Source organism: Brachybacterium sp. Marseille-Q7125, from assembly GCF_023062615.1.
Classification (GTDB): Bacteria; Actinomycetota; Actinomycetes; order Actinomycetales; family Dermabacteraceae; genus Brachybacterium.
The window spans coordinates 111,205-133,257 of sequence record NZ_JALLAL010000001.1; the positions used below are offsets into that span (position 1 = coordinate 111,205).

Here is a 22,053-nt window from a genome sequence, read left to right on the forward strand (position 1 = left end):
CCCGTTTACGCTCCAGTCGCCCGCGGTTTATCTGCCTACCAATAGGTTGAGCAGATATCCCCGACGGCGTCGGGCGCTGCGTTGCTGTGTCGGCTGTACGGCGGTGTCTGCTGCACGGCGCTCCTGGGTGGACCGGGTCAGCGCAGGAACGGCAGTACCTGCTCGAGCACCGGGCCTGCCGGGGCCAGGGTGATGCCGTGATCGCGGCCCACGAGCGGGACGAACCGGGCCTGCGGCATCGCCTGAGCTGCCTGCTGTGACTGCTCGTAGCGGGGGTGATCCTCGGTCCCGGCCATCCAGAGGGCCGGCGCGGCCACCTGGGCAAGCACCTCGGGCGGGATCTCGTCGGCAGCATCGGTTGCGGTGAACAGCGCCGCCATCGCCTGCGGATCGGCCCGCAGGAACGCGAAGCGGGTGGACTGCGCCAGAGGATCCGTGCGATCCGCGGTCAGGCCCTGCCGATCGGCGAACGCCTCTATCCCCTCCCGGGCCAGCGTCTCGATCACGCCGGGAAAGAACAGCTGCTCGAGCGCGCCCTGCTGGGCGGCAGCGCTCCCGCCCAGCAGCACCAGGCGCTCCACCCGCGCGGGATGCTCGACCGCCGTGGCCAGCGCCACGCGTGCTCCCAGGGAATAGCCCAGCAGATGCGCCCGCGAGAATCCCGCATCATCGAGCACGCTCAGCACGTCCTCGACCTGCACGCCCGTCGCATACGCGGCCGGGTCGACGGGCTTGCCGGAGGTGCCGTGCCCCCGCAGATCCATCCGCAGCACCTCGCGCTCGGCCCGCAGCGCCTCCACATAGCCCAGGCCCCGCCAGAGCGCCCGGGAGAGCACGGAGCCGTGCAGCAGGAGCACTGGGGTGGCATCAGGGGACGCAGCGGGGCCGGCGCTCGCGCGGTCGTAGACCAGCACGGTGCCATCGGCACGGGACGACACGCGGTGAGACATGACCCCATTGTCCTCGTCAGCGTTGTCATAGACGACGGCGGGCCGGGGCCCACGCCCCGACCCGCCGTGCGGTCGCCGCCTCACAGGGCGGCGGAGATCTCCTCCAGGATCCGGTTGAAGGTGGCCGACGGGCGCATGACCGCCGCCGTCTTCTCCGGGTCCGGACGGTAGTAGCCGCCGATGTCCGCGCTCTTGCCCTGCACGGACAGCAGCTCCTCGGCGATCACCTGCTCGCTGTCCGCGAGCTTGGCCGCGATCGGCCCGAAGGCCTCCGCGAGCTCAGCATCCTCGGACTGCGCCGCAAGCTCCTGCGCCCAGTACAGGGCCAGGTAGAAGTGACTGCCGCGGTTGTCGATCGAGCCGAGCTTGCGCTGCGGGGACTTACCCTCGTTCAGCAGCGTCTCCGTGGCGCGATCGAGCGCCGCGGCGAGCACGCCGGCGCGAGCATTGTCCGCGGTGCGAGCCAGATGCCGCAGAGACTCCGCGAGCGCCAGGAACTCGCCGAGCGAATCCCAGCGCAGGTAGTCCTCCTCCAGCAGCTGCTGCACGTGCTTGGGGGCCGAACCACCGGCCCCGGTCTCGAACAGCCCGCCGCCGTTCATCAGCGGCACCACCGAGAGCATCTTCGCGCTCGTGCCCAGCTCCATGATGGGGAACAGGTCGGTGAGGTAGTCGCGCAGCACATTGCCCGTCACCGAAATGGTGTCCTCGCCGCGGCGCACCCGGGCGAGTGTGTGCTTCGTGGCCTCCACGGGGGAGAGGATCCGGATGTCCAGGCCCTCGGTGCTCTCGCCGTCCACATCCTCCGCCAGGTACTGCTTCACCTTCGCGATGAGGTTGCGGTCATGGGCGCGGGAGTCATCCAGCCAGAACACGGCCGGCATCCCGGAGATGCGCGAGCGGCGCACCGCCAGCTGCACCCAGTCACGGATCGGCGCATCCTTGGCCTGGCAGGCGCGGAAGATGTCCCCGGCGGCCACGTCATGGCTCATGAGCACCTGACCTGAGGCATCGCGGACCTCCACGCGGCCCGGCGCGGCGATCTCGAAGGTCTTGTCGTGGGAGCCGTACTCCTCGGCCTTCTGCGCCATGAGCCCCACGTTCGGGACGGTGCCCATCGTCGTCGGATCGAAGGCGCCGTGCTCCTGGCAGTCCTCGATCGTGGCCTGGTACACCCCGGCGTAGGAGGAGTCCGGGATCACCGCGAGGGTGTCCTGCTCCTGATCGTCCTTGTTCCACATGTGCCCGGAGGTGCGGATCATCGCCGGCATCGACGCGTCGATGATGACGTCGCTGGGCACATGCAGGTTCGTGATGCCCTTGTGGGAGTTCACCATCGCCAGGTCCGGGCCGTCGGCCATGTCCTGCTCGATCGCGGCCTCCACCCCGGCGCGGACCTGCGGATCCAGGGTCTCCAGGCCGGCGAGGATGCCGCCCAGACCGTTGTTGGGGGACAGCCCCGCAGCCTCGAGCTGCTCGCCGTACTGTGCGAACACGGTGGGGAAGTAGGCCCGCACGGCGTGCCCGAAGATGATCGGGTCCGAGACCTTCATCATCGTGGCCTTGAGGTGCACCGACAGCAGTACCCCCTTCTCCTTTGCCGCCGCGACCTGGGCGCGCAGGAACTCCTGCAGTGCCGCAGCGCGCATGATCGTGGAGTCCACCACCTCACCGGCCAGCACCGGCACGGTCTCCTTGAGGACCGTCTCGCTGCCGTCCTCGCCCACGTGCACGATCGCGAGGGTGTCCTCGCCATCCATCACCACGGACTGCTCATTGGCGCGGAAGTCATCGGCCTGCATCGTTGCGACAGAGGACTTCGAATCCTTCGCCCACTCGCCCATGCGATGCGGGTGGGCCTTCGCGAAGTTCTTCACCGCCGCGGGGGCACGCCGATCCGAGTTGCCCTCGCGCAGCACCGGGTTCACCGCCGACCCCTTCACGGAGTCGTAGCGGGCCCGCACGTCCTTCTCCTCCTCGGTCTGCGGGGACTCGGGGTAGTCCGGCAGCGCGATGCCCTGGCCCTGCAGCTCCGCGATCGCGGCCTTCAGCTGCGGCACGGACGCGGAGATGTTCGGCAGCTTGATGATGTTCGCCTCGGGGGTCTGCGCCAGCTCGCCCAGCTCCGCGAGAGCATCGGCCTCACGCTGCTCTTCGGGCAGCAGATCGGAGAAGGCGGCGACGATGCGGCCGGCTAGGGAGATGTCGCGCGTGGTGACGTCGATCCCGGCGGTATCGGAGAAGGCGTCGAGGATGGGCAGGAACGAGGCGGTGGCCAGCATCGGCGCCTCGTCGGTATGGGTGTAGATGATGCGCGCCATGGGCAGCGGTCTCCCTCGGGTCGATGGAGCAGGTGTCTTGACGTCAAGACTAATCGACGGCGGCCGACGGGCGGCCGGGCGTCCGGACCCCTCCACGGTACGTCCCGGGGCGGCGGCCGGGACGGGCCGACGGGTCACTCCTGCCCGTCGGGCTCCTCATCGGTGACTGTCAAATCCCAGGGCGTGGACAGAATCAGGTGCGTCGTGCCCTCAGCATCCCGCGTCAGGGCGGCGCCGTGCGCCGTGTACGTGCCCGGGGAGAGGGCATAGCCGGAGCAGGTCTCATGACCCACCCAGGCGAGCTCCGGCAGCGTCGTCCCCTCCGCGGACACCCAGTGCAGCGGCGCCAGCTCGGCGTTGCGGGCCCCTGCGACGATCCGCCCCGTGTCCGGGTCGGTGAGCACCACCGCCGGCAGCAGCGCACGCGTGCCCGGCTCCTGCGTCGAGAACGTGAGCGACGCCGTGACCGCGGGTGCGGTGTCCTCCTCGGTCGCGACAGTCGAGGTGCTCTCGGTGCGATCGCCGAGCTCGAGCGTCACCCCGGCGCCATCTCCGACCGGCTCGAGCCTCGCGCCGCAGCGCAGCGGCGACGGATCGATCCGCCCCTCGTCCTCGGGGGCAGTGACCACGCCCGGCACGGGACGGACCTTCCCACCCGCCACATCGATCAGCACCGGTGCGGGGGCGGCCCAGCCGGAATCCCGCGCGGCGCGGCCCTGCCCGCCATCACCGCGTAGCAGCAGCACGTACTGCCCATCGGGCAGCGGCGCATCATCACAGGTACCCAGCGTCAACTTCGCCGTGGCCCGGGTGGGCGGCGGGCCATCGGAGGGGACTTCCACGCGCGCCCGCACCACGATCGGCGGGGCCGGTGCGCCCTGATCCGCGAGGTCCATGTCGTAGGGCTCGGCGACGGTTCCGCGCTGGCCGGGCTGCGCCGGAAGCACCAGGGCGTCGGGGAAGAACCCGGTATAGGTGCCCGGGTCATCGAGCTGAAAAGCGCCGGTGATCAGCACGTCATTGCCCTCGGCGCTCACGGACTCCGGTGTAAAGGTGCCGCGGTCACGCACCGGCACCGGGTCATCCCCGCCCCCGGCGCCGCACAGCCACGCGGGATCAACCGCCGTGGTCGCCGCCTGCTCCACCTGCGCGGGATCCATCGGCGAGGGAGTGGCCGACGGGGTGGTGCCGCCGATGCCGGGCAGGGCATCGCAGCCGGTGAGCGCGAGGCCCAGGGCGAGGACGGCAGCGGCGCGGACGGTGCGGCGCGGGCAGAGCGGCCGGGAGGGCGTGCGCATCGGCCGGTCACCGGTGCTCTCATGCGCGGAGAAGGCCCCGCCGTGGTGCGTGCGTGCGCTCGGTCGTGGTGTACCTGTGCTCATCGGCGCCGCCTCCTTCCCCGGGTACGCGCGGCTCTCCCGCGGATCTGCACCGATCCGCGCGGTGCGCGGTGACACACCTGGAGCGAACGTACCCGACGGCACGGCCCCATCGGGCACACAGCGCTCGCCGCCTCCATCGGAAGGGCTCCGGGGCACCGGTGGTGCAGCGCCTTGAGCCCCATGGCAGTGTTCACAGCACCAGCAGGGTCGCCGCCATGAGCGCCATCCCCGCCACCAGCGAGTAGATCGCAGCATGATGCTCGCCGGTCTCCTCCGCGGCGGGCAGCAGCTCATCCAGCGATACGAACACCATCACGCCTGCGACCGCCGCGAGCACCCCGCCCATCGCGGCGCCGCTCAGCAAGGGCGCCAGCAGCGCGAAGCCCACCACGGCGCCGACCGGCTCCGCGAGCCCCGTCATCGTCGCCAGCCAGAACGCCGTCTTCCGAGACCCGGTGGCGCGCCGCACCGGCACCGCCACCGCGAGCCCCTCAGGAATGTTGTGCAGCGCAATCGCGGCAACCACGGGGATCGCGATCTCGGGAGACTGCAGCGCCGCGACGAAGGTTGCGAACCCCTCGGGAACGTTGTGCAGGGCCAGGGCGATCGCCGTGACCGTGCCGGTGCGCAATAGGCGTGCCCGCAGGGCGGTGTCCGCGGCACGCTCCTCGGCGTCCCGCGCGTCATGGGCGCCGTCGATGCGGCCAGAGAACTCGTGCGGGCTCACGGCATCGGGCACCAGGCGGTCCAGCAGCATGATCACCGCGATCCCCAGGAAGAAGCAGCCCACCGCGATCGCCGTACCGTGCGGCGTGGTCTCACCGCCGGAAAGCATCGCGGCACCCTCGGGCAGCAGCTCCACGAAGGACACATACAGCATCACCCCGGCCGAAAGCCCCAGCCCGCCGGCCAGGAACCGCGGCCCCGTCCCGGGTCCGAGCACCGCGATGGCCGCGCCGATGCTGGTGGCGCCGCCCGCGAGTAGGGTCAGGAGGAAGGCGAGAAGCACCCCTAGACCCTAGTGCGCCCGAGGCGCGGGCGACGGGACCGCGCCACCGCGTCCGCTCCTAGACTTCTGTGCATGTCCTCACCTGCTGCATTCCTGGCCGTCACCGATCTGCGCGGGCGGCGCCCCGCTCCCGCCGAGCTCGAGGCGGCGCTGCCGCGCGCCGAGCTGGACGTTGAGGCCGCTGCGCAGGCGGTGCGGCCGGTCGTCGAGGACGTCGCCGCCCGCGGGGCTGCTGCGGTGCTCGAGGCCTCCGAGCGGTTCGACGGGGTGCGGCCGCCGCACCTGCGCGTCCCACCTGCGGAGCTGCAGCGGGCGCTCGATGAGCTGGACCCGGCGGTGCGCGAGGCGCTCGAGACCTCCGCCGAGCGAGTGCGGGCAGTGGACAGCGCGCACACCCGCCCATCGGATGCGGTGCAGGTGGTGCCCGGTGGCACCGTCACCCAGCGCTGGGTGCCGATGCGACGCGTGGGCCTGTATGTGCCCGGCGGGCGCGCGGTGCTGCCCAGCTCCGTGGTGATGAACGTCGTGCCCGCCCAGGTGGCCGGGGTGGAGCAGATCGTCGTCGCCTCCCCGCCGCAGCAGGAGCACGGCGGCCTACCGCACCCCACGATCCTTGCGGCCTGCGCGCTGCTGGGCGTGAACGAGGTGATCGCCGCCGGCGGTGCCCAGGCCATCGCATTGCTCGCCCACGGCGCGGAGGATCTCGGGGACGGAGCGGGGCTCGAGCGCGTGGACCTCGTCACCGGGCCCGGAAATGTGTACGTCGCTGCCGCGAAGCGCCTGGTGCGCGGCGTGGTGGGGATCGACGCGGAAGCGGGGCCGACGGAGATTGCGATCCTCGCCGACGGGCAGGCGGAGGCAGCGTTCGTGGCCGCAGACCTCATCTCCCAGGCCGAGCACGACCCGCTGGCCGCCAGCGTCCTCGTCACGGACGCAGCGGATCTGGTGGAGGCGGTGGAGCGCGAGCTCGCCGCCCAGGTGCCGCAGGCGCCGCATCGGGAACGGATCGAGCAGGCGCTGCGCGGGCCGCAGAGCGGCGTGGTGCTCGTCGATGACGTGGAGCAGGGGCTCGCAGTGGTCAACGCCTACGGCGCCGAGCACCTGGAGATCCAGACCGCGGAGGCGGAGGACGTCGCGGCGCGGGTGACCAATGCGGGCGCCGTGTTCGTCGGCCCCTACAGCCCCGTGAGCCTGGGCGACTACGCCGCGGGCTCCAACCACGTGCTGCCCACCGGCGGGACCAGCCGGTTCTCAAGCGGGCTGGGGGTGCAGACCTTCCTGCGCGGCATCCACGAGATCCGCTACGACAAGACGGCGCTCGAGGCCTCCCGAGGCGCGGCGACAGTGCTGGCCGAGGCGGAGGGGCTGCCCTCGCACGGCCGGGCCGTGGACGTGCGGTTCGATAAGCACCCTGCACGGCCCAGCTCGCGAAAAGCATCGCTTTCGACTCCATTCTGAGTCGGAACCCATGCTTCCCGTGCGGCCTGGGTGGCTGTGACCCTCAGTGCTGTGGCGTCTCGACCGTGGTGCGCTCGTCGCGCGTGAGGTAGGTGGCCAGCAGGCGCCAGCCGAGCATGCCGAGCGCTGTCACGCTGGCGGTGACCGCGATGAAGCTCGGCTCAGTGCCGGAACCGAAGAGGGTCCGCACCGTCATGCCCGTCGCGACCGTGATCGCCCACACGAACACGCCGTGCGGCCACAGGCGGAACGGGGCGCGCCAGGCTCGGATCGCAAGGTGCCCCAGCAGCACGCCGGCCGCGAACGGCCAGCCCACCAGGAACACGTTCTCCACGGTCAGCGGGTTGTTATGGGACAGCAGCCCCACGGCGACGAACACGAAGACCACGAGCAGATCGCCCACCAGGGCGCCGAGAGAACGGAACATCCCGCCAGGGTATCGCCGGGGGCGGGGTGCCTAGGACCTGAGGGCTCGCCCAGGCCCACCGCGCGCCCGCTCTGCCCCGCGCCCGCGCCGCGCCCCCGCGCCCGTTCCCGCGTCGCGCCCGTGCTCTGCTCCGCGCCGCGTCGCGCCCCCGCTTTGCCCCGCGCCCGCGCCGCCCTGCGGACGCCCAGACCGCTCTGTGCCTCCGCGGATACGATGGGGCCCATGCCTGCCCAGCCCGATCTGCGCCCCGACGTTGCCGCGCTGCCGATCCCGCGCGAAGGCATCGCCGGCGCCGCCCCTTACGGTGCTCCGCAGCTCGAGGTCGCGCATGCCCTGAACGTCAACGAGAACCCCTACGGCCCCTCCCCGGAGCTTGCCGCGGCGATCGGCCGCGCCGCCGCTGAGGCTGCCACTACGCTGAACCGCTACCCGGACCGCGAAGCCCTCGACCTTCGTGCTGACCTGGGGGAATATCTCGCCGCGGAGTCCCATATCCCGGCCCCGACACCGGAGCAGGTGTGGGCCGCGAACGGCTCCAACGAGGTCATGCACCAGCTGCTCCTCGCCTACGGCGGGCCCGGCCGCACCGCCCTCGGCTTCACCCCGCACTACTCGATGTACCCCGAGTACGCGCGCGACACCTACACCGCCTGGGTCACCGCTGAGCGCGGCCCCGCCCCGGACTTCACGCTCGATACCGCAGCCGTCACCGCAGCGATCGCCGAACATGACCCCGACGTGGTGGTTCTCACCTCCCCGAACAACCCCACCGGCACTGCACTCGACCTCGAGGTGGTGCGCGCCGCCGCCCAGGCCCTCGCCCCGCGCCGCGGCCTGCTGGTCGTCGATGAGGCCTACGGCGAGTTCCGCCGCGACGGTGTGCCGAGCGCCCTCACGCTCCTGCCCACTACGCCTAACCTCGTGGTCACGCGCACGATGTCCAAGGCGTTCGCGCTCGCCGGTGCACGCCTGGGCTACCTCGTCGCGCATCAGGACATCGTCGACGCACTGCGCGTGGTGCGCCTGCCCTACCACCTCTCGGCCGTCACCCAGGCGGTGGCCCGCACCGCGCTTGCGCACCGGAAGGAGCTGCTGGGCACCGTCGCCCTGCTGCGCCGTGAGCGCGACGCCCTGGCCGAGCACCTGATCCAGCGGGGCCATGACGTCGCCCCGTCGGACGCCAACTTCGTCCTGTTCCGTTCCTTCGCGGACCGCCAGTACGTGTTCGAGCAGCTACTCGCACGCGGGGTTCTGATCCGCGTGGTCGGCCCCGACGGCTGGTTGCGCGTGAGCGTGGGCACCGAGGAGGACAACATCGCATTTCGCACCGCCCTGCAGGAGGCCGACCCCCGATGACCAGCCCCGACTCTCAGAACACCGACTCCCTGAGCCGCGCGCCCCAGGGGTCCGATGAGGGGCTGCCCGCAGCCCGCCCCCGCCGCACCGCGAGCATCTCCCGCACCACCCGCGAGTCCAGTGTCGAGGTCACCCTGGATATCGACGGCACCGGCCAGGTGGACGTCTCCACCACTGTGCCGTTCTTCGACCACATGCTCACGGCGCTGGGCACCCACGCCCGCTTCGACCTGACCGTCAAGGCCACCGGTGACACCCATATCGACGCCCACCACACCGTCGAGGACACCGCGATCGTGCTGGGCCAGGCCCTGAAGGAAGCCCTCGGAGACAAGAAGGGCATCGCCCGCTTCGGCGACGCGATGGTGCCGCTGGATGAGGCCCTCGCCCAGGCCGTCGTGGACCTCTCCGGCCGCCCCTACTGCGTACACAGCGGGGAGAGCGAAGCCCAGGCCCTGCACCTGATCGGCGGGCACTTCACCGGCTCGTTGACCCGCCACGTCTTCGAGTCCCTCGCGCACCATGCCGCGATCTGCCTGCATATCCGCCTGCTAGCTGGCCGCGACCCGCACCATGTGGTCGAGGCGCAGTTCAAGGCCCTCGCCCGCGCGCTGCGCGCCGCCTGCGCGCACGATGACCGTGTCCTCGATGTCCCCTCCACGAAGGGAGCCCTATGAGCACCGCCGACCCGCGTGACCCGCACGATGACATCGACGCCGAGTTCGCCCGCCTGACCGAGGGGCTGAGCCTGGACGACGGTGACGCCCTGACCGTGGAGGACGTCCTGGCGGAGTCCGACGGCGGGGATGACACCCCCTGCATCGCCGTGATCGCAACCTCCGTGGCGACCGCGAAGGCCCTCGCCGGCATGATCCGCCTGGGCGTGGAGGCCCGCACCGACGGCCTGACCATCCCCGAGGGCACCCGCACCGTGGAGACCTCCACCGGCGCGATCGCCGTCGGCGCGCTGCAGGAGGCGGCCGCGCATGACCTGGCCGCCATCACCTCCACCGCCCTGCAGCGCAATGGCCTGGTGCTGTTCTGGCGCCGCGGCGACCGCATGACCGCCACCCGCTACATGACCGGCGAGCGCGGCGAGGACATCTCCCCGGTGATCGTGCTCGGCGCCGTGGATGACGTGGTCGAGGAGCTGCTGCTGGGCGCCCGCAGCGTCGAGGAGCTGGGGGAGGGACTGGACCCCGCGGCACTGTCCCGCACCGAGGCGCTGACCTGGATCGCCACCGGGAGGAAGCGGAAGTGACCGCCCAGCAGGCCACCGAGCAGGCCTCCCCGCAGGCCACCGGGCTGGCCGACCCGCCCGCCCGCGTGGTCGTGCTCGACCACGGGTCGGGGAACGTCCGTTCGGTGGTGCGCGCCCTCGAGGCCGTCGGCGCCGAGGTCCAGCTGACCGCGGATCGCACCGCGGCACTGGAGGCCGATGGGCTGGTGGTCCCCGGCGTCGGTGCCTTCGCCGCGACCGTGCAGCAGATCCGCGCTGTGGGCGGTGACCGCATCGTCGAGACGCGCCTGGCCGGGGGCCGCCCCGTGCTCGGCATCTGCGTGGGTCTGCAGGTGATGTTCGATGCCGGCGATGAACATGGCGAGCGCAGCACGGGACTGGGGCAGTGGCCCGGCGAGATCACACGCCTTATGGCCGATGTGGTCCCGCACATGGGCTGGAACACCGTCGACGCGCCGACGGGCACCGCGCTGCTGGACGGTATCCAGGCTGAGCGCTTCTACTTCGTCCACTCCTATGCTGCGCGCACCTGGGAGCTCGATGCGGTCGGCCCCCTTGAGCCGCCGCTGGTGACCTGGGCTGAGCACGGCGGAGACCGCTTCATCGCCGCGGTGGAGAACGGCGCGCTGATGGCCACGCAGTTCCACCCCGAGAAGTCCGGTGAGGCCGGGGCGCGTCTGCTGCGCAACTGGCTGGGCACCCTGCCGCGGTACGGCCGGGCGGAGGCGAGCGCATGATCCTCGCGTTCGTGATGCTGTTCGTCGGGGGGATGCTGCTGGGTGGCGTGTGGTCCTTTCACCGCTCCGGTAAGCCGTGGTGGATGACCGTCGGCCTTGCCGTCATCGCGATCGCGTGCCTGGCGATCTCTTTCTGGCGGATCCAGTCCGGCTGATCGGCACGGCCCGACCCTCTGCCGTCCCTGCCAACGCTGCACCCGAGCCCAGACCGTCACGCCCGCACTCGCTCCCACCCTTCGCGCCCGCCCTCACACCCGCTCTTGCTGTTCACCCGCTACGATCCGAGCCCCCGTCGCCCCCAAGGAGGCACCCCATGACCGCTCCCGTGCTCGACCTGCTGCCCGCCGTCGACGTCCAGGACGGCCAGGCCGTGCGCCTGGTCCAGGGGGAGGCAGGCACCGAGACCGCCTACGGCGCCCCGCTGGATGCCGCACTGACCTTCCAGGAGGGCGGCGCGCAGTGGCTGCACCTGGTGGATCTCGATGCCGCCTTCGGCCGCGGCTCCAACGCCGCACTGCTCGCAGAAGTGGTCGCTGCCGTGGACATGAACGTGGAGCTCTCCGGCGGTATCCGCGATGACGAGTCCCTTGCCGCGGCCCTTGCTACCGGCTGCCGGCGCGTGAACCTGGGCACCGCGGCGCTCGAGAACCCCGAGTGGACCGCGGAGGTGATCGCCGAGCACGGTGACCGCATCGCCGTGGGCCTGGACGTGCGCGGCAGCACCCTCGCCGCCCGCGGCTGGACCCGCGAGGGCGGCGACCTGTGGGAGACGCTCGAACGGCTCGATGCCGCTGGCTGTCAGCGCTACGTCGTCACAGACGTCACCAAGGACGGCACCCTGCGCGGCCCGAATGTGGAGCTGCTGCAGAAGGTGTGCGAGCGCACGGACGCGAAGATCGTCGCCTCCGGCGGGGTGTCCTCTCTGGCGGACCTCGAGGCGCTGCGGGCCCTGGTCCCGCACGGCGTGGAAGGCGCGATCGTCGGAAAGGCCCTGTACGCGGGGGCGTTCACCCTCCCCGAGGCGCTCGAGGTGGCGGGCCGGCCGTGACCGCCCGGCGCGAACTGCCGGCCCACTTCCAGGACAAATCCCCGCTGACCGACACCGCCGGGGTGCCGTGGAAGGGCCGCGACTACACCACCAGCCCCTTCCCCGAGGACGACGGATCCTGCCCGCCGGTGCTCCGCACCGCGCTCGAGCAGCTGCACGAAGGGCAGGACCCTTACCGGGCGGGCCTGGTCGCCGCCCTGGCCGCCTCCCGCGTGCTGGTGCCGATCATGGCCGTCGGCACCGAAGAGACGATCAGCGCCCACGGACTGACCTCCGACAACGGCGCCGACATGGCGATGGTCACGATCGCCGCGGCCGATGGGGCCCGCGTGCTGCCCGTGTTCACCTCCGTGACCGAGCTGTCCCGCTGGCAGGGCACGGCCCGGCCCGTCCCCGTCGTGACGGCGCAGGCAGCGCAGGCCGCCGTGCAGGAGGGCTGCACCGCCCTGCTGGTGGATGCCGCGCGTCCCGACGAGCCCGGCCCGGTGCTGCTGCAGCGCTCAGCCCTGTGGGCCCTCGCCCAGGGCCGCACCTGGGTGCCGCCGCATGAGGATCCTGAGGTCGCCGCGGAGCTCGAACAGATCGCGGCCCAGGTGCCGACGGTGCTCTCCCTCACCGCGCAGCCGGGTCAGTCCAGCGAAGTCACGCTCGTGGCCCGGCTCGTGGAGGGCCTGGATCGCACTGGACTGCAGCAGGCGGTGCAGGCGATCAGCTCAGCCCTCGGGGACAGCCCGCTGATCGCCGAGCGGATCACCTCGCTGAAGCTCTCGCTGTCGCGCTGAGCACGTTCCGTCCAGCGCACGGCGGTCTCGCGCGCGAGAACCTGAGATAGTGCCTCCCGGACCCGACGCCCATCGGGCCTGTGGACACCGGCGGTGACAAGGAGGGGACATGGCTCTGCAGGGGTACCGTGCGGCGCTGCGCACCCCGGGCGTCCCCGTGGTGCTGACCATCGGTTTCCTGGCCCGCATCCCGTTCTCCACGATCGGGATCCTGCTGACCCTGCACACCGTGATCACGCTGCAGGAGAGCTTCTTCTCCGCGGGGCTCGTGGTCGCCGCCTCGACGCTCGGCATCGCGATCGCCTCCCCGCTGCGTGGGCGGCTGCTGGACCGCCACGGACTGCGGCGCGCCGTGCTGCCCTCGCTGCTGTTCCAACCGCTCATCCTCGCTGTCGCCACGCTCGTGCCCTATTCGGCGCTGGTGCTGCTGGCACTGGTCGGTGGTCTGTTCGCGATGCCGGTGTTCGCGATCGTGCGCACGTCACTGTCGGTCCTGGTGCCGGCCGATCAGCGCCGCACCGTCTTCTCCCTCGACTCGGTGTCCACGGAGCTGGTGTTCATGCTCGGCCCGGCCGCGGCGACGATCGCCGCGGTGGCGCTCGGCACCACGACGTCGCTGCTCGTCGTCGCCGGGCTGATCGTGCTGGCCGGGATCGGGATCATGCTCGCGAACCCGCCCACTCGCAGCGATCAGATCATGCTGCCCACCCGTCTGCCGCGCGCCCTGGAGGCCGCTGAGTCCGGGATGCTCGCCACCGGGGAGGCGCATCATGAGGCGCGCGTTGCCCAGAACCTCACCACCGGGCAGATCCCCGTGATCGACGAGCGCACGGGCCGTCCGGTCCATGAGCTGCCCGCCCCGTCGGTGCGGCCGCATCTGCTGACCCTGGGCGGGCTGGCGCTGCTGGCCGCGACGCTCGTCGGGTCGCTGCTGATCACTGCGACGGACCTGACGGTCGTCGCGTTCCTCGAGGGCGATGGGAACACCACGGCGATCGCCTGGGTACTGGCGATCTGGTGCGCCGGGTCGGCGATCGGCGGGTTCGTCTACGGGGCGAGCGCCCGGGACATCGGCCCCTTCACCGTGCTGCTCGCCCTGGGGGTGCTGTCCCTGCCGATCGCGGCCTCGCAGTCGGTGTGGATGCTCGCGGTCACGACTTTCGGGGCAGGCCTCGCGCTGGCCCCGATCATCACCGCGACCGGGGAGGCGATCGCCCGCCGCGTCCCCGAGCAGGTGCGGGGGGAGGCGATGGGCTGGCATGGCTCCGCCCTCACTGCTGGAGCGGCGGTCGGTGCCCCGCTGATCGGCGTGGTCATCGACCTGGCCGGACCACGCGTGGGGATCCTCGTGGGGTCCGCCCTGGCGATCGCTCTCGCGCTGACCGGTTTCGTACTGCGCGCCTGGCGGCTGCGGCGCACCCGCCGCCGCCTGGCCTGGTAGGCCCCGGGACGCAGCGCCCGTGGTGGCCGGTCAGGTCAGGTGAGGGGCCGACGGTGGCGCCGCGTCCTGGGGAATGGGCCGGCAGACGCGCCGCGACGCGTCCCGGGGAGTGGGCCGACGGGGGCGCCGCGCCGGGTCAGCTGACGCGGCCGGTGTATTTCTCGCCCGGCGCCTCGCCAGGCGGATCGGGGAACGGCAGCGCCTCAGCGAAGGCCAGCTGGAGGGAACGCAGCCCATCGCGCAGCGAGCGGGCATGCACATTGCCGATCTCCGGTGCCGCCGCGGTGACCAGCCCCGCGAGCGCAGTGATGAGCTTCCGCGCCTCCGAGAGGTCCTGATAGTTGCCGGTCTCCTCATCATCGGCGAGGCCCACCTTCACCGCCGCGGCGCTCATGAGGTGCACGCAGGCGGAGTTGATGATCTCCACCGCGGCCACATCGGCGATATCCCGCAGCTCAGCAGCCGCCTCCGCGTCCGTGGTCGCCGGACCGCCGCTCTCAGTCGCGGGGGAGGCGTGGTGCTCGGGGCTCGGCGCAGTTCCGGTCGGCTCAGTCTTACTCGCCTCAGTCGTGCTCGCCTCAGTCGTGCTCGGCTCGGAGCTGGTCGGCTCGGTCATGGGGCTCCTTCATCGGGGTTGGCGTCATCGGGGAGGGCGCTAATTCTCTCGATCCGACGCACCGGGGTGGAAAACACTTGCGGGTCAGCCTGCCAGGGGCAGCTCGATCGTGAGGTCCCCGTCCAGCTCGAGGTGCAGTGCGGCGGGCTCGGTGCCGATGGGCGCGTCGAACACGGCGACGAACTCACGGGTCTCGCCGACGGGGATGGGCCGGGTGGAGGCCGAATCGGAATCGCGCGCATAGGCGGAGATCGCAGCGGCCGAGCTGGGGATATTCTCTCCTGCCGCCGTTGCCAAGGTGACGCGATCTGCGGTCAGCTGGAGGGTGCGCTCGCTGTCATTGGTGATCTCCACGATGACCGCCACGAACTGCCCCTCGGCCGTGACCTCGGTGGCGCCGCTGCCCACGGAATCCAGGCCCGTCTCCGTCCTGAGTTCAGTGACCGTTACGCCGTCGACCTCCACGGGCCCCGCGTCCTGCCCGGACCCATCGGAGGTATCGGCGGATGCGGTGACCGTGGGGGCAGTGCTCTCCCCGTCCGTGGGCAGTGTGCGCACCACGAGGAATGCACCGCCCACGGCGATCACGAGGGCGAGCACCCCCACGAACGCCGCGGCGACGACGAGCAGGCGGCCCCGACCGGGAGCACGCTGTTCAGGTGGCGTGGCCAGAGCGGGCCGACGGTTCGGGCGGGCTGGGCGCGGTGGGGGAGTGGGGAAGCCCTCGGGAACCGGGCGCAGGACCGCGCGCGCCGTGGTCTGATTGCGCAGGCGGGTCTGCGTGGACGCCTCCGGCTCCGACGGATCCTCAGCGGGGTCCTGCAGCGGGGCCGTCGGCTCATCCGCAGGCGAGGCCCCCTCCGGGTGCGATGGCTTCTCGGCGTGCGCCTCCCCGGTGCCCGGATCCTCAGTGCTCGATGGTGCATCCGCAGGCGACGGCTCTGCGGGAGTGAGCCCCGTCGGGATCTGCTCGGCGTGCTCACCCTGCTCAGCGTGCTGAGGCTGCTCGTCAGGGGTCTCGCGATCCGTCGCCACCGCTGCTCCTCATCGTTCGATATCGTTCGATCGCTCGACTGCGCTGCAGACTGCTCAACTGCTCTGCATGCAGCTGCACTGCGCTGCGCGACGCACATCACCTGGACCCACGCCGTTTCGCTGGTAGGATAGTCGACCGGAACAGGACGAGACCTCGCCCGTTCCCGCAAGTGGAGTCCCCTCCCACCTCGTGACGACCGGCCGCGGACAGCGGCCAGCAGTTGCCGGGTCAGCATCGCCACCGGGCCATCGTGCCCGGGAGCAGGTAGCAGCGCCAGTGGCGCTCGGTGCCCGCTCCGCTCACCCTGGGGCCTCCGCACGGATTCAGCGGGGGCCTTCGTCGTGTCCCGCCCCAACTCGAGGTGAGGAGCCACCATCAGCGAACAGCGCATCAACGGTCAGATCAGGGTCCCCAAGGTCCTCCTGGTCGGACCTGCCGGCGAACAGGTCGGCGAGGTTCGGGTCGAGGACGCCCTGCGTCTTGCCCAGGAAGCCGATCTCGACCTGGTCGAGGTTGCCCCCGGAGCGAACCCCCCGGTCGCCCGGCTCATGGACTACGGCAAGTACAAGTACGAGGCCAACCTGAAGGCCCGTGAAGCGCGCAAGAACCAGGCGAACACGGTCCAGAAGGAGATCCGCATGGGTCTCAAGATCGACAAGCACGATTACGAGACCAAGCGCCGCAACGTTGAGAAGTTCCTGTCCGGTGGCGACAAGGTCAAGGTCCAGCTGCGTTTCCGCGGCCGCGAGCAGTCGCGTCCCGAGATGGGGGTGCGCCTGCTGGAGCGCCTGGCGGAGGACGTCAGCGAGTACGGGTTCGTCGAGTCGCGTCCGCGACAGGACGGCCGCAACATGGTGATGGTCTTCGGGCCTCACAAGAAGAAGGCCCAGGCCATGGCCGAGGCCCGCAAGCGCAGGAGCGACGCCGAGAAGGCCGCCGCCAAGGCGAAGGACGAGAAGTCCCAGCCGGCGAACGGATCCGACGACGCGTCCTGAGAACGGAACGAGGAGAACAGGCACATGCCGAAGAACAAGACCCACTCGGGCACCAAGAAGCGGGTCCGCGTGACCGGTTCGGGCAAGCTCATGCGTGAGCGGGCGAACGCCCGCCACCTGCTGGAGCATAAGTCCTCCACCCGCAAGCGCCGCCTGGGCAACGACACCGAGGTTGCCAAGGCCGATGTCAAGCGCATGAAGAAGCTGCTGGGCCGCTGAGCGCCCCGCGCAGGCCAGCGCCTGCGCCCTGAACATTTCGATCGAAGGAGTATCACGTGGCACGCGTGAAGCGGGCGGTCAACGCCCATAAGAAGCGTCGGGAGATCCTCGAGCAGGCCAGCGGCTACCGCGGTCAGCGCTCGCGCCTGTACCGCAAGGCGAAGGAGCAGGTGCTGCACTCGCAGACCTACAACTTCCGCGACCGCAAGAAGCGCAAGGGTGACTTCCGTCAGCTGTGGATCCAGCGCATCAACGCTGCGGCCCGCGCCAACGGAATGACCTACAGCCGCTTCATCCAGGGCCTGGGCCTGGCTGGTGTCGAGGTGGACCGTCGCATGCTCGCCGAGCTCGCCGTGAACGACGCCGCGACCTTTGCCGCCCTGGTCGAGGTCGCCAAGGACGCCCTCCCCAAGGACGTCAACGCACCCGCGGCCTGACACGCGCATCGCAGCACGACCGCGATGACCGAGCGCCCGGATCAGCCCGTCCCCACCTCGCCCCGCTCCGAGCGGGTGCGGCGTGCGGCGGCGCTGACCGGGCGCTCGGCGCGTCGCAAGCAGGGACGCTTCCGCGTCGAGGGGCCGCAGGCCGTGCGCTCCCTGCTGCAGCACCGCCCTGAGCTGGCGCGCGAAGTGTTCACCACCGAGCGCGGCGCCGACGAGCACCCCGAGCTCGGGGACCTCGCGCGCACGGCCGGGGTGCCGCTGCGTGTGATCGACGAACCGGTGCTGCGCGCTATGGTGCGCGAGAACCCCGGCGGGGCCGACGGGGCCGCAGCCCCCGGAGCTCTGGTCTCCCCGCAGGGCGTGGTGGCGATCGCGGACTTGCCCGGCGCCGACCCCACCGCCGCGATCCAGGCGCTCGACACGCTGCCCGCTGCGGACCCCGTGACCGTGGTCGTGCTGCATGAGGTGCGCGACCCCGGGAACGTCGGCACCCTCCTCCGCACCGCCGATGCGGCTGGCGCGGACCTGGTGCTGCTGACCCGCACGAGCGCCGACCCGTACTCCCCGAAGGCCGTCCGCGCCTCCGTCGGCTCCCTGTTCCACCTTCCGGTCCTCACCGAAGCAGCGATGGGCGAGGTCCTGCAGGCGCTGGCCGAACACGCCATCACCGCAGCTGCCACCAGCGGGCATGCCGCAGCTGATGTGTTCGCTGCGGAGCTTCCGGCTCGCATCGCCTGGATCTTCGGGAACGAAGCGCACGGCCTGGATGAGCAGACCCTTGACGCCGCGCCGCTCGCCGTGCGGATTCCGTTGGCCGGGCACGCCGAATCCCTCAACGTGCACACCGCCGCGACCGTGTGCCTGTTCGAGACGCTCCGCCGCCGACGGGAGGGCGCATGAGCATGAGCGCTCCGCGCACCCGGCCCGCCGCCCCGCAGCAGGCTTCCCCTCGCCGGGTCGGCCACACGGCGGAGAGCGCGATCCTCGCGGTGCTCGTACTGCTGACCCTCGCGGCGGCGTTCGCGGGCATGACGGCGACCGGCGCGCTGCGACCCGCCGCCCTCGTGCCCGCCTCACCCCTGGTCACCTGGGGTTTGCCCGCCGTACGGGTGCTCCACCACCTGGGCGTGCTGCTGGCCATCGGCGCCGGAGGCACCGCGGTGCTGCTCCTGCCCGGCCCGGGCCGCCGCGACGTGCACACCCTGCATCCGCCGCGCCGTCGCGCCGTGCGTCTGGCCGGATACGGGGCGCTGCTGTGGACCATCGCGGCACTCGCCCTCATCCCGCTGGGCGGTCTCGAGGCTGCGGGCGCCGGAAGCGACCTGAACGTCTGGCAGGTGGCACTCAGCACGGAGCTGGGCCGCATCCAGCTGAGCATCGCGATCCTCGCTGGCTGTGCCACCCTGCTCTTGCTGTTCGCCCGCGGCACGGTCATGGCCTGCTGGGGTCTTGCGTTCGCGGGCCTCGGTGTGGGGGCGCTGGGGCTTGCCGGGCATGCCGGCGCGAGCCTGGACCACATCAACGCCGTGAACGCCATGATGCTGCACCTGGTGGCGGTCGCCGTCTGGGCCGGTGGCCTGCTCGCCATCGCGTTGCTCGCACCGGGCCTCACGGAGCAGGACCTCGCCACCACGATCCGCCGCTTCTCCCCGTGGGCGCTCGCTGCGGTGGTGACGATCGCGTTCAGCGGGCTGCTGTCGGCCTCGATCCGCCTGGCCGGCTGGGGGGATCTGCTGACCACCGGTTACGGGCAGGTGGTGCTGCTGAAGACCGTCGGGCTGCTGGGGCTGGCCGTGCTCGGTGCGGCGCAGCGCGCACGCCTGGGGGAGCGCGTGCGCTTCCGCCACCTCGCGCTCACCGAGGGGGTGGTGATGGCGCTCGTGATCGGGGCATCGATCGCCCTGGGCCGCTCCGCCCCGCCGGTGCCGCAGGAGATCCCCGCCGTCGGAGATCTCACGGTCCTCTCGCTCGTGGGGTATCTGCCGCCGGAGCAGGAATTCTCCCCGCTGGCCCTGCTGACTGTGTGGCATGCGGACTGGGGTTCGATCGCGATCGGTGTGGCGATGGCCGGGTTCTACCTCGCGGGTGTGGCGCGGCTGCGTCGGCGTGGGGACGACTGGCCGTGGGTGCGCACCATCTGCTTTCTGGCTGGTTGCTTCGCTTTCATCTGGGTCCTGAGCGGCGGGGCCGCCGCGTGGGGGAAGTTCCGCTTCGACGCGCACATGGTCCAGCACATGGCGATGATGATGATCGTCCCGCCGCTGTGGGTGCTGGGCGCCCCCGTCACCCTGCTCACACGCGCGGTCGCGCCCCGCACCGACGGGTCCCGCGGCATCCGCGAGTGGGTGCTCGCCGCCCTGCATTCGGGGTATGCGCGGTTTGTGTCCTCCCCGCCGATTGCCGGGCTGCTGTTCGTCGGCTCCCTGGTCATCTTTTACTTCACTCCGTTGTTCGAGGCGGCGATGTACCACCACCTCGGGCACATCCTCATGAGCTTCCACTTCCTGGCCTCGGGGTACCTGTTCGCGTGGGTGCTGATCGGCATCGACCCCTCCACGAAGCCCATCAACCCGGTGCTGAAGCTCATCACCCTGCTGGTCACCCTCGCGTTCCACGCCTTCTTCGGGGTGGCACTGACCAGTGCGACGTGGATCATCGCGCAGGACTGGTATCAGGACCTGGGCATGTACTCCCTGGAGCGGCTGGAGCTGATCCAGGTGCGCGGCGGCTCGATCATGTGGGCGATCTCCGAAGTGCCCACCGTCGGCTACGCGCTCATCGTCGCCGTGTGGTGGATGCGCAGCGAGGACCGTCGGGCGCGGCAGTGGGACCGCAAGGCCGACCGCGACGGGGGCGCGGAGCTCGAGGCCTATAACCGCTACCTCGCCGGGCTCGACAAGCCGGAGAACTGAGCGGGGGCGGGCCCGTGCTCGACATGCCGTCCCCGCCTGCCGAGTGCACTGATCTGTGGCGATATGGAGACGTATCGGTGTTCTCGGCGGCGTGGTGGTGGCGTGTCGTCAGCGCCGACCGCTCGCGCGGCATCGTCACCTCGCTCATCGCCGAGCATGACGGCGACCGCGCCGCCGCGTTCGCCGCCGAGCATCCGGCCTGGGGCGGCCAGGCCCCGGTCTCGCTGCGCTGGATTCTCACGCACATGATCGGGGAGTACGCCCGCCATCACGGCCACGGGGACCTTCTGCGCGAGGCGATCGATGGGCAGACGGGGGAGTAGAGACCGAGCGGTCGGGCACAATGCCCTCATGACGGCCGTTCCGACCGCCCCGCGCCAGCACGAATACCCGATGCCCCCGGGCATCACCGCGCTGCTGGCCCTGCGCGATGTGCTCATGGGGAGCAGCCTCGCCGCGTTCATCGTCTTATTCCTGGTACTTGCCATCATGCTGCCGGTGGAGACCGGTGTCTTCGACGGCGCGGAGTGGCTCGACATCGACGCTGTGGATCGGCGGTCGCGCGCCGCGATGGTCAGCCCGCTCGTCGTGGGTTTCGGCGGCCTGTCGGTGATGTTCGTGGTGCGCGCCTTGCACGGCAGGTTCGAACGGAAGCACCTCCTGCGGATCTTCGCCGAGGCCGCGCAGCCCGAGCTGCTGGTCCCGATCCGGCGCCAGCGGGCCAGTCTCAGCCGGGAATCCTCCACCGGGCTGGCGGTGCTCGGCTTCTTCGGTGTGGTGGTGGGCCCGATCGTCGCGATCAGCGTGTTCGCCGGCAGCGTGAGGGACTTCTGGTATCCGCTGCCGATCGGCGTGCTGATGACTGTGGTGGGCGTGCTCTTCCTGCGCAGCCAGTTGAACGCCGCGCCACTCTCCCACCAGATGCAGCATGACCTGGACCGAGCATGGGGAAAGCAGGCGGTAGAGAACCTGCGCCGGCTCGCCGAGGAGCAGGAGCTCGAGCTTCCTTCCGTCGATGATGAGTATCCGCGCGGCCGACGGGTCTGGCGGGCCGTGGGCTCGGTGGGGATGGCCGCCGGGAGCTTCCTGCTCGGGGCGTGGGGAATTGGTGCGACCATCATCGCGCCGATCGTTCAGCCCTGTCAGGACTGCGATCCGCTGGACTTCAGCGGGGACCTCGAGAATCTGGGCATGATGCTGGGCCTCATCCTCACACTGCTCGGTATCGCGGCGGTTCTCGGCGCGGTCCTCACGCTGGTGGGCGGGGTCGGCATCGCGATGGCCACCTGGCAGGAGGAGCGCACCCTGCGGCGGATCATCGCGCAAGGCCGCGAGGGCCAGGTGCGCCCGTCCGCCCAGGAGCTGGAGGTGCATGCGGGGGACCGGCCGATGCTGCTGCAGACCGGTCAGGTGGTGCTGGGCCTCGGCGTGCTCATCAGCACCCTGGGGTTCGCGGTGCGTTTTGACACGGTGGAGATGGCGCTGGTGGAAGAGCCCCCGCTGTGGTGGTTGAACACCCTGCTGGTGGGCATCGTCATCATGCTGGCAGGCGCAGCGGTGATCGCCGTGGCACGTTTCGTCTTCGCCGTGCGGGCGAACACGATCCGTCACGCCTGGCCGCTGCCGGAGCCCGATGACGACGACGAGGACGACGGAGGCCACGGGGCCTGAGCCTCAC

The 22,053-nt window shown here is 71.2% G+C and carries 22 protein-coding genes and 1 pseudogene; 16 read left to right on the forward strand and 7 right to left on the reverse strand.

The genetic code is table 11. From position 1 onward, the window contains the following. Positions 1 to 137: 137 nt before the first annotated feature. The 4 genes from MU407_RS00525 to zupT all read right to left on the reverse strand — a co-directional run bounded on the left by MU407_RS00525 (position 138) and on the right by zupT (position 5,662). Complete coding sequence (locus MU407_RS00525; protein ID WP_246954593.1) at positions 138 to 950, reverse strand: alpha/beta fold hydrolase; 813 nt, start codon at positions 948 to 950, stop codon at positions 138 to 140. A gap of 80 nt (positions 951 to 1,030) precedes the next feature. Then, on the reverse strand, positions 1,031 to 3,271 hold the full coding sequence (locus tag MU407_RS00530; RefSeq protein ID WP_246954595.1) for an NADP-dependent isocitrate dehydrogenase: 2,241 nt from the start codon (positions 3,269 to 3,271) through the stop codon (positions 1,031 to 1,033). A 134-nt stretch (positions 3,272 to 3,405) separates the two neighbouring features. Further along, a complete protein-coding gene (locus MU407_RS00535; protein WP_246954597.1) occupies positions 3,406 to 4,653 on the reverse strand; it encodes a hypothetical protein in 1,248 nt (415 codons plus the stop codon). A 190-nt stretch (positions 4,654 to 4,843) separates the two neighbouring features. Continuing rightward, positions 4,844 to 5,662: a zinc transporter ZupT gene (gene zupT / locus MU407_RS00540; protein WP_246954599.1), complete on the reverse strand. Its 819-nt coding sequence runs from the start codon at positions 5,660 to 5,662 to the stop codon at positions 4,844 to 4,846. A 72-nt stretch (positions 5,663 to 5,734) separates the two neighbouring features. Between zupT and hisD the strand changes: the two genes are divergently transcribed. Continuing rightward, on the forward strand, positions 5,735 to 7,120 hold the full coding sequence (gene hisD / locus MU407_RS00545) for a histidinol dehydrogenase (protein WP_246954600.1): 1,386 nt from the start codon (positions 5,735 to 5,737) through the stop codon (positions 7,118 to 7,120). 43 nt (positions 7,121 to 7,163) lie between these two features. On the opposite strand, the gene MU407_RS00550 is transcribed toward hisD, so the two are convergent. Further along, entirely contained in the window at positions 7,164 to 7,547 is a 384-nt protein-coding gene (locus MU407_RS00550; protein WP_246954602.1) for a DUF3054 domain-containing protein, read from the reverse strand. Between the two features lie 222 nt (positions 7,548 to 7,769). Between MU407_RS00550 and MU407_RS00555 the strand changes: the two genes are divergently transcribed. From MU407_RS00555 to MU407_RS00590, 8 genes are all read left to right on the forward strand, one after another. Further along, positions 7,770 to 8,903, forward strand: a complete 1,134-nt coding sequence (locus MU407_RS00555; RefSeq protein WP_246954605.1) for a histidinol-phosphate transaminase — start codon at positions 7,770 to 7,772, stop codon at positions 8,901 to 8,903. Then, the gene (gene hisB, locus MU407_RS00560) at positions 8,900 to 9,580 is read left to right on the forward strand and encodes an imidazoleglycerol-phosphate dehydratase HisB (RefSeq protein ID WP_246954607.1); all 681 of its coding nucleotides are present in this window, start codon (positions 8,900 to 8,902) and stop codon (positions 9,578 to 9,580) included. The genes MU407_RS00555 and hisB overlap by 4 nt, the downstream gene beginning before the upstream one ends. Beyond that, on the forward strand, positions 9,577 to 10,164 hold the full coding sequence (locus MU407_RS00565; RefSeq protein ID WP_246954609.1) for a hypothetical protein: 588 nt from the start codon (positions 9,577 to 9,579) through the stop codon (positions 10,162 to 10,164). The genes hisB and MU407_RS00565 overlap by 4 nt, the downstream gene beginning before the upstream one ends. A gap of 44 nt (positions 10,165 to 10,208) precedes the next feature. Next, positions 10,209 to 10,880, forward strand: a complete 672-nt coding sequence (hisH, locus tag MU407_RS00570) for an imidazole glycerol phosphate synthase subunit HisH (protein WP_246954678.1) — start codon at positions 10,209 to 10,211, stop codon at positions 10,878 to 10,880. Continuing rightward, positions 10,877 to 11,035, forward strand: coding sequence for a hypothetical protein (locus tag MU407_RS00575; RefSeq protein WP_246954611.1), 159 nt, complete (start codon positions 10,877 to 10,879; stop codon positions 11,033 to 11,035). The genes hisH and MU407_RS00575 overlap by 4 nt, the downstream gene beginning before the upstream one ends. 158 nt (positions 11,036 to 11,193) lie before the next feature. After that, the gene (gene priA / locus MU407_RS00580) at positions 11,194 to 11,928 is read left to right on the forward strand and encodes a bifunctional 1-(5-phosphoribosyl)-5-((5-phosphoribosylamino)methylideneamino)imidazole-4-carboxamide isomerase/phosphoribosylanthranilate isomerase PriA (RefSeq protein ID WP_246954613.1); all 735 of its coding nucleotides are present in this window, start codon (positions 11,194 to 11,196) and stop codon (positions 11,926 to 11,928) included. Next, positions 11,925 to 12,710 (forward strand): SseB family protein, encoded by a 786-nt coding sequence (locus tag MU407_RS00585; RefSeq protein ID WP_246954615.1) that lies wholly within the window; start codon positions 11,925 to 11,927, stop codon positions 12,708 to 12,710. The genes priA and MU407_RS00585 overlap by 4 nt, the downstream gene beginning before the upstream one ends. Before the next feature lie 109 nt (positions 12,711 to 12,819). Then, positions 12,820 to 14,151, forward strand: coding sequence for an MFS transporter (locus tag MU407_RS00590; RefSeq protein WP_246954617.1), 1,332 nt, complete (start codon positions 12,820 to 12,822; stop codon positions 14,149 to 14,151). 136 nt (positions 14,152 to 14,287) lie between these two features. On the opposite strand, the gene MU407_RS00595 is transcribed toward MU407_RS00590, so the two are convergent. Continuing rightward, positions 14,288 to 14,605, reverse strand: coding sequence for a DUF1844 domain-containing protein (locus MU407_RS00595; RefSeq protein WP_102237036.1), 318 nt, complete (start codon positions 14,603 to 14,605; stop codon positions 14,288 to 14,290). A gap of 246 nt (positions 14,606 to 14,851) precedes the next feature. After that, entirely contained in the window at positions 14,852 to 15,802 is a 951-nt protein-coding gene (locus MU407_RS00600; protein WP_246954619.1) for a hypothetical protein, read from the reverse strand. A 390-nt stretch (positions 15,803 to 16,192) separates the two neighbouring features. Between MU407_RS00600 and infC the strand changes: the two genes are divergently transcribed. From infC to MU407_RS00635, 7 genes and pseudogenes are all read left to right on the forward strand, one after another. After that, a complete protein-coding gene (infC, locus tag MU407_RS00605) occupies positions 16,193 to 16,798 on the forward strand; it encodes a translation initiation factor IF-3 (RefSeq protein ID WP_255407884.1) in 606 nt (201 codons plus the stop codon). Between the two features lie 24 nt (positions 16,799 to 16,822). Beyond that, the gene (rpmI, locus tag MU407_RS00610; RefSeq protein ID WP_102237008.1) at positions 16,823 to 17,017 is read left to right on the forward strand and encodes a 50S ribosomal protein L35; all 195 of its coding nucleotides are present in this window, start codon (positions 16,823 to 16,825) and stop codon (positions 17,015 to 17,017) included. Positions 17,018 to 17,073: 56 nt separating this feature from the next. Continuing rightward, a complete protein-coding gene (rplT, locus tag MU407_RS00615) occupies positions 17,074 to 17,454 on the forward strand; it encodes a 50S ribosomal protein L20 (protein WP_102237009.1) in 381 nt (126 codons plus the stop codon). Positions 17,455 to 17,478: 24 nt separating this feature from the next. Continuing rightward, positions 17,479 to 18,363: an RNA methyltransferase gene (locus MU407_RS00620; protein ID WP_246954621.1), complete on the forward strand. Its 885-nt coding sequence runs from the start codon at positions 17,479 to 17,481 to the stop codon at positions 18,361 to 18,363. Then, positions 18,360 to 20,375: a cytochrome c oxidase assembly protein gene (locus MU407_RS00625; RefSeq protein WP_246954624.1), complete on the forward strand. Its 2,016-nt coding sequence runs from the start codon at positions 18,360 to 18,362 to the stop codon at positions 20,373 to 20,375. Before MU407_RS00620 ends, MU407_RS00625 begins: the two co-directional genes overlap by 4 nt. Positions 20,376 to 20,491: 116 nt before the next feature. Further along, a pseudogene (locus MU407_RS14270) lies at positions 20,492 to 20,698 on the forward strand (DUF664 domain-containing protein); the annotation flags it as partial. Positions 20,699 to 20,726: 28 nt separating this feature from the next. Further along, a complete protein-coding gene (locus MU407_RS00635) occupies positions 20,727 to 22,046 on the forward strand; it encodes a hypothetical protein (RefSeq protein ID WP_246954626.1) in 1,320 nt (439 codons plus the stop codon). Positions 22,047 to 22,053: the final 7 nt, after the last annotated feature.

What these genes read in the sequence shown, in the direction of transcription:
- MU407_RS00525 (WP_246954593.1), bottom strand. Translation starts at nt 950, where the DNA reads ATGTCTCACCGCGTGTCGTCCCGTGCCGATGGCACCGTGCTGGTCTAC.
- MU407_RS00530 (WP_246954595.1), bottom strand. Translation starts at nt 3,271, where the DNA reads ATGGCGCGCATCATCTACACCCATACCGACGAGGCGCCGATGCTGGCC.
- MU407_RS00535 (WP_246954597.1), bottom strand. Translation starts at nt 4,653, where the DNA reads ATGAGCACAGGTACACCACGACCGAGCGCACGCACGCACCACGGCGGG.
- hisD (WP_246954600.1), top strand. Translation starts at nt 5,735, where the DNA reads ATGTCCTCACCTGCTGCATTCCTGGCCGTCACCGATCTGCGCGGGCGG.
- MU407_RS00550 (WP_246954602.1), bottom strand. Translation starts at nt 7,547, where the DNA reads ATGTTCCGTTCTCTCGGCGCCCTGGTGGGCGATCTGCTCGTGGTCTTC.
- MU407_RS00555 (WP_246954605.1), top strand. Translation starts at nt 7,770, where the DNA reads ATGCCTGCCCAGCCCGATCTGCGCCCCGACGTTGCCGCGCTGCCGATC.
- hisB (WP_246954607.1), top strand. Translation starts at nt 8,900, where the DNA reads ATGACCAGCCCCGACTCTCAGAACACCGACTCCCTGAGCCGCGCGCCC.
- MU407_RS00565 (WP_246954609.1), top strand. Translation starts at nt 9,577, where the DNA reads ATGAGCACCGCCGACCCGCGTGACCCGCACGATGACATCGACGCCGAG.
- MU407_RS00575 (WP_246954611.1), top strand. Translation starts at nt 10,877, where the DNA reads ATGATCCTCGCGTTCGTGATGCTGTTCGTCGGGGGGATGCTGCTGGGT.
- priA (WP_246954613.1), top strand. Translation starts at nt 11,194, where the DNA reads ATGACCGCTCCCGTGCTCGACCTGCTGCCCGCCGTCGACGTCCAGGAC.
- MU407_RS00590 (WP_246954617.1), top strand. Translation starts at nt 12,820, where the DNA reads ATGGCTCTGCAGGGGTACCGTGCGGCGCTGCGCACCCCGGGCGTCCCC.
- rpmI (WP_102237008.1), top strand. Translation starts at nt 16,823, where the DNA reads ATGCCGAAGAACAAGACCCACTCGGGCACCAAGAAGCGGGTCCGCGTG.
- MU407_RS00620 (WP_246954621.1), top strand. Translation starts at nt 17,479, where the DNA reads ATGACCGAGCGCCCGGATCAGCCCGTCCCCACCTCGCCCCGCTCCGAG.
- MU407_RS00625 (WP_246954624.1), top strand. Translation starts at nt 18,360, where the DNA reads ATGAGCATGAGCGCTCCGCGCACCCGGCCCGCCGCCCCGCAGCAGGCT.
- MU407_RS00635 (WP_246954626.1), top strand. Translation starts at nt 20,727, where the DNA reads ATGACGGCCGTTCCGACCGCCCCGCGCCAGCACGAATACCCGATGCCC.